The organism is Planococcus circulans, assembly GCF_020023385.1.
Lineage (GTDB): Bacteria > Bacillota > Bacilli > Bacillales_A > Planococcaceae > Planococcus.
This window is the reverse complement of sequence record NZ_JAIQCL010000001.1, coordinates 580,870-597,767: the sequence shown is the minus strand read 5'-3', so window position 1 is coordinate 597,767 and position 16,898 is coordinate 580,870. Positions and strand designations below refer to the sequence as shown.

Annotated in this window: 15 protein-coding genes; 11 read left to right on the top strand and 4 right to left on the bottom strand. The window is 47.2% G+C overall.

The window, feature by feature from the left end:
* Window positions 1-36 precede the first annotated feature (36 nt).
* Window positions 37-1,401 (bottom strand): FAD-binding oxidoreductase, encoded by a 1,365-nt coding sequence (locus K8U60_RS02985; protein ID WP_223634173.1) that lies wholly within the window; start codon window positions 1,399-1,401, stop codon window positions 37-39.
* 101 nt (window positions 1,402-1,502) lie between these two features.
* Between K8U60_RS02985 and K8U60_RS02980 the strand changes: the two genes are divergently transcribed.
* From K8U60_RS02980 to K8U60_RS02950, 7 genes are all read left to right on the top strand, one after another.
* A complete protein-coding gene (locus tag K8U60_RS02980) occupies window positions 1,503-2,525 on the top strand; it encodes a TRAP transporter substrate-binding protein (protein WP_223634171.1) in 1,023 nt (340 codons plus the stop codon).
* A 204-nt stretch (window positions 2,526-2,729) separates the two neighbouring features.
* Window positions 2,730-3,395 carry a GntR family transcriptional regulator gene (locus K8U60_RS02975; RefSeq protein WP_223634168.1) on the top strand — a complete coding sequence of 222 codons (666 nt, stop codon included), beginning with the start codon at window positions 2,730-2,732 and terminating at the stop codon, window positions 3,393-3,395.
* On the top strand, window positions 3,392-4,420 hold the full coding sequence (locus K8U60_RS02970; RefSeq protein WP_223634165.1) for a TRAP transporter substrate-binding protein: 1,029 nt from the start codon (window positions 3,392-3,394) through the stop codon (window positions 4,418-4,420). The genes K8U60_RS02975 and K8U60_RS02970 overlap by 4 nt, the downstream gene beginning before the upstream one ends.
* A gap of 128 nt (window positions 4,421-4,548) precedes the next feature.
* On the top strand, window positions 4,549-5,043 hold the full coding sequence (locus tag K8U60_RS02965) for a TRAP transporter small permease (protein WP_223634163.1): 495 nt from the start codon (window positions 4,549-4,551) through the stop codon (window positions 5,041-5,043).
* Entirely contained in the window at window positions 5,040-6,329 is a 1,290-nt protein-coding gene (locus K8U60_RS02960; protein WP_223634161.1) for a TRAP transporter large permease, read from the top strand. The genes K8U60_RS02965 and K8U60_RS02960 overlap by 4 nt, the downstream gene beginning before the upstream one ends.
* Window positions 6,330-6,362: 33 nt before the next feature.
* A complete protein-coding gene (locus K8U60_RS02955; RefSeq protein WP_223634159.1) occupies window positions 6,363-7,520 on the top strand; it encodes an aminotransferase class I/II-fold pyridoxal phosphate-dependent enzyme in 1,158 nt (385 codons plus the stop codon).
* A gap of 72 nt (window positions 7,521-7,592) precedes the next feature.
* Window positions 7,593-8,087, top strand: a complete 495-nt coding sequence (locus K8U60_RS02950; protein ID WP_223634157.1) for a cupin domain-containing protein — start codon at window positions 7,593-7,595, stop codon at window positions 8,085-8,087.
* A gap of 84 nt (window positions 8,088-8,171) precedes the next feature.
* Here K8U60_RS02950 and ahlS read toward each other — a convergent pair whose 3' ends face one another.
* Both ahlS and K8U60_RS02940 read right to left on the bottom strand, forming a co-directional pair.
* Window positions 8,172-9,020 carry an AhlS family quorum-quenching N-acyl homoserine lactonase gene (gene ahlS / locus K8U60_RS02945; RefSeq protein ID WP_223634155.1) on the bottom strand — a complete coding sequence of 283 codons (849 nt, stop codon included), beginning with the start codon at window positions 9,018-9,020 and terminating at the stop codon, window positions 8,172-8,174.
* 117 nt (window positions 9,021-9,137) lie between these two features.
* On the bottom strand, window positions 9,138-10,502 hold the full coding sequence (locus K8U60_RS02940) for an aspartate kinase (protein WP_223634153.1): 1,365 nt from the start codon (window positions 10,500-10,502) through the stop codon (window positions 9,138-9,140).
* 127 nt (window positions 10,503-10,629) lie between these two features.
* Here K8U60_RS02940 and K8U60_RS02935 point away from each other — a divergent pair, with 127 nt between their 5' ends.
* The 3 genes from K8U60_RS02935 to thrB are packed head-to-tail and all read left to right on the top strand — an operon-like array spanning window position 10,630 to window position 13,882.
* Window positions 10,630-11,922, top strand: coding sequence for a homoserine dehydrogenase (locus K8U60_RS02935; RefSeq protein ID WP_223634150.1), 1,293 nt, complete (start codon window positions 10,630-10,632; stop codon window positions 11,920-11,922).
* Complete coding sequence (gene thrC, locus K8U60_RS02930; protein WP_223634147.1) at window positions 11,919-12,980, top strand: threonine synthase; 1,062 nt, start codon at window positions 11,919-11,921, stop codon at window positions 12,978-12,980. Before K8U60_RS02935 ends, thrC begins: the two co-directional genes overlap by 4 nt.
* Complete coding sequence (gene thrB, locus K8U60_RS02925) at window positions 12,977-13,882, top strand: homoserine kinase (protein ID WP_223634144.1); 906 nt, start codon at window positions 12,977-12,979, stop codon at window positions 13,880-13,882. Before thrC ends, thrB begins: the two co-directional genes overlap by 4 nt.
* A 65-nt stretch (window positions 13,883-13,947) precedes the next feature.
* Here the strand turns inward: thrB and K8U60_RS02920 are convergent, their stop codons facing one another.
* Window positions 13,948-15,372 carry an NAD-dependent succinate-semialdehyde dehydrogenase gene (locus tag K8U60_RS02920; protein ID WP_223634141.1) on the bottom strand — a complete coding sequence of 475 codons (1,425 nt, stop codon included), beginning with the start codon at window positions 15,370-15,372 and terminating at the stop codon, window positions 13,948-13,950.
* Window positions 15,373-15,701: 329 nt separating this feature from the next.
* On the opposite strand from K8U60_RS02920, the gene K8U60_RS02915 reads away from it, so the two are divergent.
* On the top strand, window positions 15,702-16,898 hold the full coding sequence (locus K8U60_RS02915; protein ID WP_223634138.1) for a hypothetical protein: 1,197 nt from the start codon (window positions 15,702-15,704) through the stop codon (window positions 16,896-16,898).

Here is a 16,898-nt window from a genome sequence, read left to right as displayed (position 1 = left end):
AAAAGCCAGCTGAGGTTTCTACTCCTCAGCTGGCTTTTATTTGAATATTTTTCCTGGGTTCAACAGGTTATCTGGATCCAGCATGCGCTTCATGTTTTTCATAACGGCTATCGCCGCGCCATGTTCGGCATCCTGATATTTCATTTTGCCGAGGCCGACCCCGTGTTCACCTGTGCACGTGCCTTCCAGTTCAATGGCGCGGTAGGCGAGTTTTTCGTTGATCTTTTCTGCAGCTAGTTTTTGAACGGGATCTTTGGCATCGTAAGAAATTGTCGTATGGAAATTGCCGTCTCCGATATGTCCTAAAGCGCCGCCTTCGAGTCCGCTTTCTGCAATAAGCTCAAGCGCGAAATCAATCAGTTCGGGAAGTTTTGAAATCGGTACGCAGACATCGCCACCGGTGATCGTCATCCCGGCTTGGTGCCTGAAAGCGTAAGCCATTTCATGGCGGGCTTTCCAAATCAACGCCCGCTCTTCTGAATCGGCCGCAACACGCCAGTTTTCAGCATTCATATCGTGAAGCAGCTCCTGTGCCAAAGCGGCTTCTTCCTCGACTGCATTCTTCATGCCGGCAAATTCAAAAAAGAGGGAATGTTTTTCCGGCAATCCATAATTTCCGTAGGCATTCACTTTTCCGATGCTGTAGGCGTCCACAAATTCCATGCGCTGTACGGGAATGCCGCTCAGAAGGATCATATGGGCTGCTTCTGCACATTCGTGAGGCGTTTCAAAGGTGCAGCTAGCAGCGATCGTATGTTCCGGAATCCCGTGAAGCTTTAAGGTGATTTCCGTAATAAGGCCGAGCGTTCCTTCAGACCCGGTGAACAAACCAGTTAAATGATAGCCAGAAGAAGATTTCTTCGCCTTTGTTCCAGTATGTAGCAGCGTGCCGTCTGCCAACACCACTTCTAAATCAACGATTTGATCGCGCATGACGCCATAGCGGACAGCGGTGGTTCCGCTGGCATTATTGGCGACCATTCCGCCGATGGAGGCATCTGCACCGGGATCGACTGGAAATTGCAGGCCATGCCGGTTGATGATGCTGTTCAACTGCAGGCGCGTGATGCCCGGCTGAACGGTGACCAATAAATCTTCCGGTGAAAATTTCACCACCTGATTCATCCGTTCGAAGTTGAGGGAGATTCCCCCCATTACAGGTATCGCTTGGCCTTCCAGTCCAGAACCGATGCCGAATGGCGTGATGGGGATGGCGGACCCACGTGCAATTTCCATAATGGCCACTACGTCTTCTGTCGATTCCGGGAAACAGACCATTTGAGGCTCTACAGGTGTATGTTCGGATTCATCGTGGCTATGTCTGTATAATTCACTGACGCTGGTTGAATATTGATCTGCTTTTAAGGTGTTTTGCAATTGGATAATCCAGTGATTTGTCATGTAGATAGAACTCCTTTATCTAAAAATACGAACTGATATCTGCAGGTTTAGCCTAAATTCGAATGCGGGTAAAGAAGTTAAAACGCTAACAGGGGGGAGCTATGAAAAAACCAATTGTTTTTGCATTGATTCTACTGATTCTGCTGGCAGCCTGCGGACGGCCCGATGATCAATCCACTTCGACGGAGCAAGGGGAAGGGGAAGAAACGTACACCATCCGAATGGCTTATCTGGTGCCTGAAGAGCATTCCGCCCACATCCAATCCTTGAAGTTCAAAGAAAAACTGGAAGAGGAGTCTGGCGGACGGCTGATCGTTGAGCTGTATCCAAATGGCCAATTATACGGATCGGACCGTGAAGCGATTGAAGCTGTGCAGCTGGGGAACTTGGAAATGACCATTCCAGCAGTGGCTCCACTGGCATCATTCAATGACAAGTTTCTGGTTTTCGATTTACCGTTTCTGTTTAATGACTATGAAGCAGCTTATCGTGCGTTGGACGGTGAACTGGGACAGGAATTATTGGACAGTTTGGAAGACAGCGATTTAAAAGGTCTGGTATTCGGCGAAAACGGATTTCGGCACGTATCCAATAACGAACAGCCGATTGAAACGCCTGCAGATATGGAAGGGCTGAAATTGCGTACTTTAGAAAATCCGCTGCATACGGATACGTTTAAGGCATTCGGCGCAAATGCCTCACCATTTGCTTTCGGCGAGTTGTATACAGCCCTGCAACAGGGAACTTACGATGCCATGGAATGCCCGATCTCCCTGTACTACACAAACAAATTTTACGAAGTCCAGGATTATTTGACCTTGACCGGCCATGTCTATGCAGCTGCAATCGTTCTGGCCAATAATGATTTCTACGACAGTCTGCCGTCAGATCTTCAGGAATTGGTCTTGGAAGCTTCCGAGGAATTCCGGGATGAACAGCGTATACTTGCGCAGCAGCAGGATGTGGAATTTCTCGAGCAGCTGAAAGTTGAAGGCATGCAGGTAAACGACCTGACAGCCGAACAGCGCAACGCATTCCGCCAGGCTGCGCAGTCTGTTTATGATAAATACGAAAGCCAAATCGGAAAAGATCTGATCGACCGTGCATTAGCGGCAAATGAATAAGAAAGGATTTAAACCAGGAATCAGTTCCTGGTTTTTTGTCAGTTTCGTCTCTTTATTCTCCACAAACGTAATCAGCTTATAGCAAAAATAACGCATGAAGTTGTTAGAAAATTGTAATTCTTACTATACAAACGAATCTGTCTATTCTATACTTTCTGTATACAGTATACACTGTATGAACTAAATATGTAGAGGGGAGGAATTATGGAGAAAATTATAAAACAAGCCACGCTGGCAGATCAGGCATATGAGTATATCAAGAAGATGATCATTACTGGAAAACTGAAACCGGGACAGGAATTGCCTGAAGAAAAACTGGCTCTGGAGCTGGGAATCAGTCGGACGCCATTGCGGGAAGCAATGAAAAGACTGGCTGTTGATGCGCTTATCGAGTTGAGGAAGCCAAGGCCGGCAATAGTGGCGGCCTTTACTTTCCAGGATGTAAAAGAAATTATGGAGCTTCGCAGACTGTTGGAAATCTACGGACTTGAAAATTTGTCGAAAGCAGATCAACAGCCTGTCATGCAGGTAATGAAAAAAAACATCAAACGCCAGTTTCAGGCAGTGAAGACGCAAAATGTCGTAGAATTTATGGATCTGGACCAGGAATTCCATTCTTTCTTATACCAGAACCATGGCAATAATCGCTTGAAAGAAATGATCAAAGGCATCAATAGCGGCGGCAGCAGAGCATTTTTGCTGTTATCTGATACGGCAGCCGACAGTGCAAAAAAAGCGTATGGTGAACATCTATCCATTATTCAGGCAATTGAAGAAGGAGATATGGGCAAAGCCAAGCAGCAGCTGGCAATCCATTTGGACAATATCGAAAATCGGCTGCTGAAATACATTACACAGGAGGAACTATGAAAAAACTACTCGGACTACTTTTTATCACATTAATTTTCCTATCAGCCTGCGGAAGACCGGACAGCGGAACAACGACAACTGAAGAAGGGGAAACGGGTGAAGATACTTATACAATCCGTCTTGCCCACCTGGTGCCTGAGGAACAATCTTCACATATCGCAGCAGTGGCCTTTAAGGAAAAACTGGAAGCGGAGTCAGACGGCCGCCTAACGGTTGAACTGTATCCGAATGGCCAATTGTACGGATCAGACCGGGAAGCGATTGAAGCAGTTCAACTGGGCAATGTTGAAATGACGATTCCAGCTGTAGCAGCAATGGCTTCATTCAACGAAAAATTCCAAGTGTTTGATCTGCCTTTCCTATTCAATAACAACGAAGCTGCTTATCGTGCGTTGGATGGCGATCTCGGTCAGGAACTGATGGCGGATCTTGAAAACAACGGCATGAAAGGCCTGGTCTTCGGCGAAAATGGATTCCGCCATGTCTCCAATAACAGAGGGCCGATTGAAACCCCGGAAGATATGGAGGGACTCAAAATGCGGACATTGGAAAGCCCGTTGCATACAGATACGTTCAATGCTTTTGGAGCAAACGCTTCTCCGTTCGCATTTGGGGAACTTTACACAGCACTCCAACAAGGCACGTACGATGCAATGGATTGCCCGATTTCCCTTTATTACACAAACAAGTTCTATGAAGTACAGGATTACCTGACATTGACAGGCCATGTATACGCAGCTACTGCATTATTGGTGAACGATGATTTCTATAACGGCCTCCCGGAAGATCTTCAGGAACTGATGATGGAAGCTGCTGAAGAATTCCGGACGGAACAGCGCGAGTTGGCTCAGCAGCAAGATGGAGAATTCCTGGATCAGCTGGAAGCGGAAGGCATGCAAATCAACGACTTGACGGATGAGCAGCGCAACCAATTCCGTGAAGCGGCTGAATCTGTTTATACGAAATACGAAGACCAGATTGGCAGAGATGTCATCGATCAAGCGTTGGCGGCAAATGAAGAATAAATGAAAATGACAGTTGAAGAATCAAGGAAGAAATTCCTTGATTTTTCATTTTCAGCTGATTTGGCAATCAGTGAAAGAGAAAAATAGTCGAGTGGACAAACTTTCTCTTTAGGAAAGGAAGTGCATCAATGATCAAGAAATTCGAAAAGGCGGAAGAAGCATTTTTAGTGCTGACTTTAGTGGTGATGGTGGCGTTGATCTTCGGACAGGTCGTTGGCCGCTATGTTTTTTCCAATGCACCCAGCTGGACAGAAGAGATGGCTCGCTATATACATATTTTCCAAGTGTGGATAGGAGCGAGTTATGCCGTAAAACTGCGGGAGCATATACGAGTGGAAGCTTTTATCACCCGGTTTAAAGGGTTGCCGAGAAAAGTACTGGAAACCATCACTTTGGCAATTTGGTTTGGGATGGCGCTGTTTTTGGCGTATTTTGGAACAGACCTTGTTTTGAGCAGTATAGCCAATGGACAGGTCACTCCTGCAATGCAGCTGCCGATGTGGATTCCGTTTTTAGCAATCCCACTTGGCGGCATTGGGATGTGCATCAGACTTATCCAGCAATTGTTCAAAATCTGGAAAGGCGACTACGAGATGCATAAGGAGGGGGACCTTCCGGCATGACGATAGCTCTATTATTCGGAACTTTATTTATCTGTCTATTGATTGGTGTACCGATTGCAATCGCTTTGGGTGTCTCTGCCTTGACTGCGATCTATTTCGGTACGACCTTGCCACTGAGCATCATCACGCAAAAAGCATTCACTTCATTGGATTCATTTCCATTGCTGGCGATTCCATTTTTCATGCTTGCAGGAATTCTCATGGGCAAAGGGGGCGTTTCCAAGCGCTTGCTGGCGTTCGCTTCCGCATTAGTCGGTTGGATGACCGGCGGCTTGAGCATGGTGACCATCGTGGCTTGTATGTTTTTTGCCGCGATTTCAGGTTCAGGCCCGGCGACAGTTGCCGCGATCGGGGGCTTTATGATTCCGGCAATGATTGCGCGCAATTATGATGGTGGATTTGCATCTGCTGTTTCGGCTTCTGCGGGATCCATCGGCGTGATCATTCCGCCGAGCATACCCTTTGTCCTGTATGGTGTCATCGGAGGGGTCTCTGTCGGCAGCATGTTCCTGGCAGGCATCATACCTGGATTGATCATTGGATCCGGCCTGTTGCTCACAGCATATATCATCTCTAAAATACGCGGCTACAAACCGGAGCCTGGAGAAGCAACATCCATTGTATTTAAAGATGTCTTGAAAACCTTCTGGGATGCGAAATGGGCATTGCTGATTCCGGTTATTATCCTCGGTGGGATATACGGAGGCATCTTTTCGCCTACTGAAGCAGCTGTAGTAGCGGTAGTGTATGCTATAATTATCGGCAAATTCGTTTATAAGGAATTGTCCTGGAAAGGACTTTATGAAAGCTTCAGGGAAGCAATCGTCATCAACGCCACCACGATGATCATCATCGGTTTATCGGTGTCATTTGCGTACTTTATGACCATCGAACAGATTCCTGGAGAAATCTCCGATTACTTGACGGCCTTGTCGACCAACCCATTGGTGATTTTGCTGGCCATCAACCTACTGTTGCTGGTGGTGGGAATGTTCATCGATACCATTTCGGCATTGGTCGTCCTCACGCCGATTCTTCTGCCGATTGTGGTGACTGTGGGTGTGGATCCGGTTCATTTCGGTGTCATCCTGGTAGCCAACCTGGCAATCGGCTTCGTGACACCACCGCTCGGTGTCAATCTGTTTGTGGCTTCAAGTGTGGGCGGAGTACGCTTTGAGCGCATCGCCTATGCCGTTTTGCCTTTCCTGTTGTCGATGATCGTTTGTTTGTTGATCATCACATTCATTCCGGCCTTGTCTTTATGGCTGCCGGGACTTTATGAATAACGAAGATTTATAAATAGAGAAAGGTTGTCACTCATGAGCATTTCAATCAACAGCCGGATTGAGTCGATTCAAATTTCAGGCATCCGCCAGTTTTCAAATCAGTTGATCGATCATCCGGAAGCTATTAACCTTACAATCGGCCAGCCTGATTTCCCAACACCAGAGGCTGTCAAACAAGCCGGTATCGAAGCAATCAGAAACGATCAAACCAGCTATACACATAATGCGGGCTCACTTGAACTGCGGGCGGAAATCGCCTCTTTTTTCAGGGATTCATATGAATTGGACTTCGACCATAAAACCGAAATCATCGTCACCAATGGGGCAAGCGAAGGACTGGATTCCCTTTTCCGGGCAATTTTGGAGGAAGGCGATGAAGTCATCCTGCCTGCGCCGGCTTACCCGGGGTATGAACCCATCATAAAGCTATGCGGAGGAAAAGTTGTTTATCTGGACACGTCGGATACGGGCTTCCAACCGGATCCGCAGCGTCTGGAAAACTTGATCACCGAGCGCACCAAAGCGGTCTTGATGAACTTCCCTTCGAATCCGACAGGTGCCACGATGGAGTCTGTCCAGCTTGAAAAGGTAGCTGCTGTGCTGGAGAAGCATGAAGTTTTCATTGTAACGGATGAAATTTACAGTGAAAATTCGTATGGCGAAAAGCATTCTACTTTTGCCCGTTTTGAAAAGTTGAAAAATCGGACATTTTTGGTCCATGGGCTGTCGAAGTCACATTCGATGACCGGCTGGAGAATCGGCTTTGTGCTGGGTCCGGAAATGTATATGAAGCATGTCTTGAAAGTCCATCAGTACAACGCCATCTGCGCTTCTGTCCCAAGCCAATTCGCTGCACTTGAAGCGGTGAAGAACCAGCGCCATATTCCTGCCGAAATGAATAAAGAATATATTCAGCGCCGGGATTTTGTCTACGGCCGTTTGACAGCGATGGGCATTGATGTGGTTTTGCCGAAAGGTGCCTTTTATATCTTTCCGTCCATCGAGAAATTCGGCATGACTTCTTTTGAATTCGCTACGCGTTTATTGAAAGAAGGGGGAGTGGCTGCAGTGCCTGGCTCTGCATTCACGAAGTATGGGGAAGGCTTTGTGCGCATTTCTTATGCCTATAGCATGAATGTGCTCGAAGAAGGCATGGACCGCTTGGAGAAATTCATCAATACGCTGGAGTAATTACACACTGGATAGATGATTAATCTGCCCTCAACCGGGTAAAGTTCCTTAAACGAAAAGGAGCTGAACAGCATGGAAAATCCACGATTTTATCGATTTGAAGACGATGGGGCAATTCCGAATAACCCGTCGCTTGAAGTGATTGTGTATCCGGCTGCTTTCCAAGAAGATCCGGAGGGGATTGAAAAGGTCTTTAACAGCCATGAGTGGACAAACAGCTGGACCGGCGGTGTTTTCGAGTATCACCATTACCACAGCAATACACACGAAGTATTGGGAGTGCGCAGCGGTTCTGCAACGTTGCAGATCGGCGGCGAGCAAGGCGAGGCCTTAAAGGTGGCAGCAGGGGACGTATTGCTGCTCCCGGCAGGAACGGGGCATAAAAAGCTGGAAGCCAGTGATGACTTCGAGATAGTGGGTGCCTACCCTGGCGGTGTCGCCTATAACATGAAGACCGGCGAGCCAGGCGAACGGCCTTATGTGCTGGAAGATATCCAAAACACACCATTGCCGAAAATGGATCCTGTCTATGGCAATCAGGGACCTGTTATTGAGAAATGGACGTAAAACAGATAAAAGCCCTTTGCCAGTCCCTGGCGAAGGGCTTTTGAGTTTTGGCGATTCGCGCATCAAAACTCTATTGTGCTTGAATTACTCATAGTAGCCTTCAGTCGATTTGCGGAATGTCTTGAACTGATTGGCATCATGGCCGAACCAAACGTCTGAATTGGTTTCTTTCGAGATTCTGCGGATTTTTTCAACGGCAGAAGTATAGCCGACGGAATCATAAAGAATGCCAGGCGGTTTGATCGGAGGGCCATAGCTTTCTGCTGTGTAAATGGCATCGGAAGCAAGGATGATTCCACCTGTTTCAGGAAGCTCGATTTGCAGCCCCAGCATTCCCCAAGCATGGCCGCTTCCGAAATTCAGGATTTTGATGCCTTCGGCAAGCTGCAAGCCATCTTCAGTCCGTTTGACGGTTTGCCATTGGAGGTTGTTCTTGATCCAGGCATCAATGTCCCCCCAGATGTAGGCGCCTTCCTTCATATTCCGGGCGTATGTCTGCAGTGCACCGTTCAGTTCATCTTCGTGGACGATGATGGTCGCATTAGTGAACAGCTCGAGACAGCCTGCATGATCCAAATGCAGATGGGAAGCAACCACATATTTGATATCTTCTGGACGAACGTTCAATTCCTCCAGACGATGATGCAAATAACACTCCTCCGGCATGTCTATCGGAAACAGGGATTGTGTCACTTTCCCCCAGCGGCCTTCCGCACCCATTGAATTTGGATTGCAGGCCGTGTCGAACAGGATCTTGCCCTCGGGATGGTCGATCAATACCGTATAGACCGGAAAGGTCACCATCTCACTTGGTGGATTTGGATTCTGTACACTCGCCGGGTTGTGCATTGAAATCATGTAGTTCTTATCCATGCTTAATGTGCCATTATCCATTACATACAGCTTTGGATTCGGCTTGATAATACCCGTCATCAATTTTCCCCCTCTCAGAATAATTCCATAATATCACAATTTTCAGAAAATAACACCAACTGCACAAAAAAACTCCTGAGCGTTTGAGCTCAAGAGTTAAAAGATGGGGTTTGTTGATTAATGAACCATGGCGGGCTCAAAGAATTCCTTGTATAATTCATTCAATATCCTTTGTTCATCTTCCTTCAGGATGCCGAAGACTAAGCTGACCTCAGAAGATCCCTGGTTGATCATTTCGATATTGACGCCGGTTCTGGCAAATGCATTTGCTGCGCGGGCAGTAAGGCCTTTTGTATTATTCATGCCTTCTCCAACCAAAACAATCATGGAAAAATCGCTGCGGATATGGACGTCGTCGGCTTGGAGCTCCGACTTTACACGGTCCACAATGCGCTGTTCCTTTTCAGTGGACAGCTGATGGCTGCGCAAAATGACAGACAGGTTATCGATGCCGGATGGGATATGTTCATAAGAAATTTCTTCATCTTCCAGTATTTGAAGCAGTCTGCGTCCGAAACCGATTTCGCGGTTCATCAAGTATTTACTGACGTACAATGTCGAGAAGCCGCTATCTGCTGAGATTCCTGTTACCGGACGCAGCGAATGATCGCGCTCTGCAACGATCATTGTACCGGGTGCTGCTGGATTATTGGTGTTGCGGATGCATAGCGGAACAGCCGCTTTGAAGACCGGCATAAGTGCTTCGTCATGCAAAACAGCAAATCCGGCATACGAAAGCTCGCGCATTTCCCGGTAAGTCATCTGTTCGATTTCGACTGGGTTGTCGACGACACGCGGATTGGCCGCAAATACACAGTCGACATCGGTGAAGTTTTCGTATAGCTCCGCTTTAATTGCAGCTGCCAGAATGGAGCCGGTGATGTCTGAGCCGCCGCGCTCGAAAGTCCGAAGGACGCCTTCTTTTGTATAGCCGAAAAAGCCGGGGAAGACGGTGATGGTTTCTTTATTGCGCAGATCTGCCAAACGTTCATAAGCTTCTGGAAGAGCTTGGGCACGCTCCGGCAATCCATTTACAAATAACCCGGCATCAAACGGGTTGACGTATTCTGCAGGAAGACCGATGGAGGTCAGGTAAGCGGCAATCAATTTTGCAGAGTTGTCTTCACCGCTCGCTTTAATCGAGTCCGCAAAAAGAGGGGGAGAACTTTTATCTGCTTGAAGGCGATTCAAGAGGTCAGTTTCGATGACTTCAATGATATCATTGCCCAACCCTAATCCATCAGCGATTTCCGAATATCTTCCCACGACCTTGGCAAGAGCGGCATCAGTCGATTCTTCACGAAGTGCTGCTGCTGACAATTGGATGAGCAAATCAGTGACTTTTACGTCACCATCGTATCTTTTTCCTGGAGCAGAAACGACGACAATCCTGCGCGAAGGCTCTGCTCTAACGATTTCTGCCACTTTTTTTATCTGTTGTGCACTAGCTACTGAGGTACCGCCAAATTTGCTAACTTTCATCCAATCAAGTCCCATCTTTTTTAATAGTCTGTAAAAGGGTTGTTTTAAGTAAGATATAATACTATAATGTCCCTATGACAAAAACAGCTGTTTTTTCACAGTGTACACACCATGGGAGGAATCGTCAATGAAAAATGAAATTTCAATCGGATTATTAGGCCTTGGAACAGTGGGCAGCGGAGTTGCTAAAATCATCCAGCAGCATCAGCAGGATTTGCATCATAAATTAGGTGCCCAGGTTTCAATCCGGAAAGTACTGGTCAGAAATGCCAACAAGGACCGGCTTTCCAGTTTAGATCCGAGTGTTTTCACGACGGATATAGAAGAAATATTGAATGATTCTTCTCTCGATATCATCGTTGAGGTGATGGGCGGCATAGACGGTGCGAAATCAGCCATCGAAAAAGCGCTCAAATCCGGCAAGCAGGTCGTTACCGCCAATAAAGACGTGATGGCGGAATATGGCCATGATCTATTGAAACTTGCGGATGCCGAAAAATGTGATCTTTTCTATGAAGCAAGTGTCGCCGGCGGAGTGCCGATCATCCGCACATTGGAAGATGGTCTGGCATCAGACCGAATCTCCAGTTTGATGGGAATCGTCAATGGTACAACCAACTTCATCATGACAAAAATGAAACAAGAGAATATGACTTATGATGACGCATTGGCTGAAGCGACTGCACTTGGCTATGCTGAGGCAGACCCGTCATCCGATGTCGATGGCATCGATGCAGCACGGAAAATGGTCATCTTGTCTTCTCTGGCATTTTCGACAGAAGTCCACTTGGATGACGTTCTGGTCAGAGGCATGAAGGAAATTCGCGATGGCGATTTGGAGCTTGCGAATAAGTTCGGTTATACCATGAAAATGGTCGGTTCTTCAACTAAAGACGATGACGGAATCGAAGTTTCGGTAGAACCGATTTTCCTGGCAAACTCACATCCGCTGGCTTCTGTTAACAATGAATTCAACGCCGTCTACATATACGGTGATGCTGTAGGAGAAACGATGCTGTATGGTCCGGGAGCAGGATCTTTGCCGACGGCCACTTCAGTGGTCTCCGACATTATCGCAGCCTGCCGTAACCTGCAGCTTGGCGTCAATGGAAAACGTGCACATGCCGCACAACACGAACGTGTCATGAAACCGGAATCGAAACGGTTTGCAAAATACTGCCACCGCTTGTTGGTAAATGATGAAGTCGGTGTTTTATCAAAAATGACTTCCATCTACAGCAAACACGGAGCAAGCATCCAATCGGTCATGCAATCGCCGGCACAGGATGATGGAAAAGCCGAATTGGTATTACTGACGCATCAGATTTCCCGACAGCAGCATTTGGATGTATTAAGTGAATTAGAAGGAACGGCGAGCGTCATCAGCCATTACCGCATAGAAGGAGAGGAAACAGCATGAGATGGCAAGGATTGATCGAAGAACATAAAGAGTGGCTTCCAGTTACAGAAAACACCCCTTCCCTGACGTTGCAGGAAGGCAATACGCCTTTGGTGCATTTGGAGAAACTGTCAAAAGAATGGGGAATTGACCTCTATGTAAAACTGGAAGGTGCGAATCCGACCGGTTCTTTTAAAGACCGAGGAATGGTAATGGCTGTCGCCAAGGCCAAAGAAGAAGGAAAGACCGTATTGATTTGTGCTTCAACCGGCAATACCTCCGCTTCAGCAGCAGCTTATGGTGCAAGAGCGGGTATGCGAACCATCGTTGTCATTCCGGAAGGGCGCATCGCACTTGGGAAATTGGCGCAAGCCAAAATGTACGGAGCGGAAATTCTTGAAATCAAAGGGAACTTTGACGAAGCGCTGCAGATGGTGCGTGAAGTTGGTCAGGAAGCTGGCATCGCGCTAGTGAATTCCGTCAACCCTTACCGCCTTGAAGGCCAGAAAACCATCGCATTTGAAGTGATCGACCAATTGGGCCAAGTACCGGATATCTTCGCTTTGCCGGTCGGCAATGCCGGAAACATTTCGGCATCCTGGAAAGGCTTTACCGAATATGCTGAACGTACAGGCGAAAAACGGCCAACTCTTTTGGGTGTACAGGCAGCTGGAGCAGCACCGATTGTCAACAATAAAGTTGTGGAAAATCCGGAAACGGTGGCAACAGCCATCCGCATCGGCAACCCGGCAAGCTGGCAGTTGGCTCTTAATGCCTTAGACCAGTCAAACGGCACGATTCTAGCGGCAACAGATGAAGAAATCCTGGAAGCATACCAGCTACTGGCTTCAACTGAAGGGGTATTCGCTGAACCTGCATCATGCGCTTCTATCGCGGGCATCAAAAAACAGGTAGAGAATGGCATGTTGCCGAAAGGTTCGAAAGTGGTTGCTGTCCTGACAGGCAATGGATTGAAAGATCCTGAAACAGCGATTTCGGTTAATCAGCATAAAGCACTTCTTGTTCCGGAAGACATGGAACGTTTTTGGGAGGATCTTAAAAAAGGAGTGAAGATATGAGTTGGAAAGAATTTTCGGTGACCGTTCCTGCTTCAACGGCCAATCTGGGTCCTGGATTTGATTCGATCGGCTTGGCGTTGGACCTTCATATGTTCGTCCATGTTTTGCCGGCTGAAGAATGGCTGGTCGAATACAAAGATCAAGGCTACCAGCAGATTGCAAATGGCATCGACAATTTGATCGTTGCCACTGCGCAGGCAGTTGCGGATAAATACGGCCAACCACTACCGACCGCTAAATTGGTCGTGGAGACAGAGATTCCGTTGAGCAGAGGGCTTGGAAGCAGTGCATCTGCAATTGCTGCAGGAATTGAAATTGCGGATCGTTTAATCGGATTAAAACTGCCGATGAAAGAGAAATTGAGAATCGGAACGGAAATGGAAGGCCATCCGGACAATATTTCGGCATCACTTCTTGGCGGTTTGACCATTTCCTATTTCGATGAAGATAATCTTGAAGTCGTCCATGTTCCGGAAGTGGAAATCGGCGTGGTGATCTTGGTTCCTCCTACAGAATTTCTGACTGCAGAATCACGGAATCTGCTTCCGGAAGCCTTAGCCCACAAAACAGCTATACGCGGCAGCGCTGCCGGAAATGTTGTGTCAGCTGCTTTAGCAAGAGGCGACTGGCGGACTGCAGGCCGGATGATGCAGAAAGATGTTTTTCATGAACCCTACCGGAAAGACAGATTTCCTGATTTTAATGCGATTCAACAAAGTTGCCTCGAGCTTGATGTCTTTGGTTCGGCTATCAGCGGCGCAGGCCCATCTTTGTTCATCGCGGTAGAAAAAGGCAGGGAAAAAGAGGTAGCCGCCCAATTGGCGGAGAAGTTCCCACTTTATGAATGCATGGTTACAAGGCCCTCTTCCAATGGGGTTAAAATTGGCGAAACAGTTGTATGAACAAGAAAAAGCGATCCGGATTTTCCGGATCGCTTTTTTTATTGTTTTAATGTGCAATCTGTATTTTAAAGCTTTATCGAAATGTATTTGGTTTCCAGGAATGCTTCTAAGCCTTCCTGTCCGCCTTCGCGGCCTACACCACTTTCTTTCATACCGCCGAATGGAGCTTGGGCTGTTGAAGGGGCTCCATCATTCCAGCCGACAATTCCGTAGTCCAGGTTTTCGGATAGGTAAGTGCCGCGGGACATGCTTTCGGTGAAGAAGTAGGCTGCTAAACCAAAACGCGTGTCATTTGCCAGTTTGACCGCTTCTTCATCTGTTTCAAAAGACATGATGGGAGCTACAGGGCCGAATGTTTCCTCGTTCATAACCAACATGTCTGAAGTGGCATCGACCAGTACTGTCGGGTTAAAGAAGTATGCATTGTTTTCTGAGCGGCCATCACCGCCAACCAAAACTTTGGCGCCTTTTTCAACAGCGTCATTGACGTGCTTCTCGACCTTTTCATAGCCGTCTTTATCAACCAATGGCCCAATCTGGACACCTTCATCCAGTCCATTGCCGACTTTCAGGTTGCCGGCAGCCTGTTGGAGTTTCTGAGAAAACTCCTCAACGATGCTTCGCTGGACGTAAATCCGGTTGCCGCAGACACAGGTTTGCCCGGCGTTTCGGAACTTCGATGCCATAACGCCTTCAACCGCCAGGTCCATATCGGCATCCTCCAAAACGATGATCGGTGCGTGGCCTCCGAGTTCAAGAGATAAATTCAACATAGTTTCAGAAGCCTGCTTCATCAATTCCTTGCCTATTTCAGTAGAGCCTGTAAACGTCAGTTTGCGGACGTCCGGATGGCTGGTGAAAACTTTTCCGATCTTGCTGGCACTGCCGGTCACTAGGTTGATGACACCTTTAGGAAATCCTGCCTCAATGGCAAGCTCGTACATTTTGACTGCAGTCAACGGCGTCATTTTTGCCGGTTTGGCTACAAATGTGCATCCCGCAGCAAGGGCAGGAGCCATTTTTCTGGCCATCATGGCTGCCGGGAAGTTCCAAGGTGTAATGGAGACCACAACGCCAACAGGCTGTTTGTTGACCTGAATCCGTTTGCCTTCTTTACTGGCCGGAATTGTGCGCCCATATACACGCTTTCCTTCTTCGGCAAACCAGGAGACGAATGAAGCCGAATATTCGATTTCGCCAATGGCTTCAGCCAAAGGTTTCCCCATCTCCTTCGTCAGGATTTCCCCGATCTCCTCTTTATGCTCAAGCAATAGATCATGCCATTTCATCAGAAGTTCAGCACGGTGATAGGCCGTTGTCTTCGCCCATTCCGGGAAAGCAGCAGCCGCTGCTTCGATTGCTTCAGTAGCTTCCTGTTCACCACCGTTGGGCACTGAACCTACGACTTCACCTGTTGCGGGGTTCGTCACGTCTATTTTTCCGTCACCTGTATTGGTCCACTCGCCGTTAATATAATGTCTACCTTCCATTTGTTCGAATCCTCCTTTTGATTTTCGCTTATCCTAATAAATACCTCTAATGGATGATAGGTAAACGTTGAGAATCAATTGGAGGGTCGGCAGTTCGTAAAATGGACATATTTCAGAAAGTATAGATTGATATGCAATATATAGGCTTTGGAATCGTTTTCATAAAATATGAATCATTATTCAATTTAATATTATTTCGAAATAGTCGTTTTATTCTATTTATTAGCCTCCGATAGTGTGCTACTATTGCATCATTAAAAAAATACTCTTTGTAAAGCTTTGATTTCAATAGCTTATTAGTAATCAGGAAAAAAAGGGAGGACATGGAAATGGCTCAAATGCTGGCGTTAACGATTTTGATTTTTGTATTGTTTATTGGCGAAGCGGTTTCAACCCGCACCAAAGCGTGGATTCCTTCGATATTTATCAGTGGAGTCCTGTTCCTGCTGGGATACTGGACGTTCTTTCCTCCTGAGATTGTGGCGATTGCAGGTATTCCACCTGCAGTAGCAGTAATGCTCATTTATCTATTGATCACCAACATGGGAACACTTTTGTCGCTGGAAGAATTAAAAAATCAATGGAGAACCATCCTGATTGCCATATCCGGTATTTTAGGAATTATCGCTGCCTTATTCAGCATCGGAATCCTGCTGTTCGACTTTGAAACAGTCGTGGTTGCGATTCCGCCGTTGGTTGGCGGACTGGTTTCTGCGCTGATCATGTCGGAAGGGGCAACTGCTGCGGGGCTCCCGACTCTGGCTGTTTTTGCGATTGTCATATATGTGGTCCAAGGATTTGCAGGTTACCCGCTGACTTCGATCATGCTGAAAAAAGAAGGCCAAAATCTGTTGGCCAAATACAGAAATAATGAATTGACTGCAAAGCAATTGCCTGGTGAACAAAAAGGGACGACGGGTAAGACCGTAAAAGAGCCGCGCATGTTTGCCAACATGCCGGATAAATACAACACCGACTTCTTCAAATTTTTCCGTCTGGCATTGGTCGGTTACCTTGCGTATCTGACATCTGTCCTTGCAGCACCGGTAGTGGAAATCAGCCCGTTTGTCCTATGTCTACTGTTCGGTGTCATCGGGCGCAGCATCGGTTTCCTGGAACGCCACCCGTTGCAAAAAGCAAACGGATTCGGGTTTGCGATCATGGGGCTGCTGCTTTATATTTTCGACGGCTTGAAAAATGCCACTCCGAGCATGATGCTGGAAATCCTATACCCGCTTATCGGCTGTATCGTTATTGGTGTTGCAGGGATGTATATCTTTTCATTCATCATCGGCAAACTGCTTAAAGTCAGCAAGGAAATGGCATTTGCGGTTTCCCTGACAGCTCTGTACGGTTTCCCGGCCGATTATATCATCACCGTGGAAGTCATCAATTCATTGACGAAAGACGAGGAAGAACGTGAAGTGCTGACCAGCCATATGCTGCCGCCGATGCTGGTCGCAGGGTTCATCACCGTTACGATTGTTTCGGTTATATTGGCAGGCATATTTGTCGGCTTCCTATAG

Coding starts and splice junctions, on each gene's coding strand:
- K8U60_RS02965 (WP_223634163.1), top strand. CDS start 4,549: ATGATCAAGAAATTCGAAAAGGCGGAAGAAGCATTTTTAGTGCTGACT.
- K8U60_RS02970 (WP_223634165.1), top strand. CDS start 3,392: ATGAAAAAACTACTCGGACTACTTTTTATCACATTAATTTTCCTATCA.
- K8U60_RS02980 (WP_223634171.1), top strand. CDS start 1,503: ATGAAAAAACCAATTGTTTTTGCATTGATTCTACTGATTCTGCTGGCA.
- K8U60_RS02975 (WP_223634168.1), top strand. CDS start 2,730: ATGGAGAAAATTATAAAACAAGCCACGCTGGCAGATCAGGCATATGAG.
- K8U60_RS02985 (WP_223634173.1), bottom strand. CDS start 1,401: ATGACAAATCACTGGATTATCCAATTGCAAAACACCTTAAAAGCAGAT.
- K8U60_RS02960 (WP_223634161.1), top strand. CDS start 5,040: ATGACGATAGCTCTATTATTCGGAACTTTATTTATCTGTCTATTGATT.
- ahlS (WP_223634155.1), bottom strand. CDS start 9,020: ATGACGGGTATTATCAAGCCGAATCCAAAGCTGTATGTAATGGATAAT.
- thrC (WP_223634147.1), top strand. CDS start 11,919: ATGAGATGGCAAGGATTGATCGAAGAACATAAAGAGTGGCTTCCAGTT.
- K8U60_RS02935 (WP_223634150.1), top strand. CDS start 10,630: ATGAAAAATGAAATTTCAATCGGATTATTAGGCCTTGGAACAGTGGGC.
- K8U60_RS02940 (WP_223634153.1), bottom strand. CDS start 10,502: ATGAAAGTTAGCAAATTTGGCGGTACCTCAGTAGCTAGTGCACAACAG.
- K8U60_RS02920 (WP_223634141.1), bottom strand. CDS start 15,372: ATGGAAGGTAGACATTATATTAACGGCGAGTGGACCAATACAGGTGAC.
- K8U60_RS02955 (WP_223634159.1), top strand. CDS start 6,363: ATGAGCATTTCAATCAACAGCCGGATTGAGTCGATTCAAATTTCAGGC.
- K8U60_RS02915 (WP_223634138.1), top strand. CDS start 15,702: ATGGCTCAAATGCTGGCGTTAACGATTTTGATTTTTGTATTGTTTATT.
- thrB (WP_223634144.1), top strand. CDS start 12,977: ATGAGTTGGAAAGAATTTTCGGTGACCGTTCCTGCTTCAACGGCCAAT.
- K8U60_RS02950 (WP_223634157.1), top strand. CDS start 7,593: ATGGAAAATCCACGATTTTATCGATTTGAAGACGATGGGGCAATTCCG.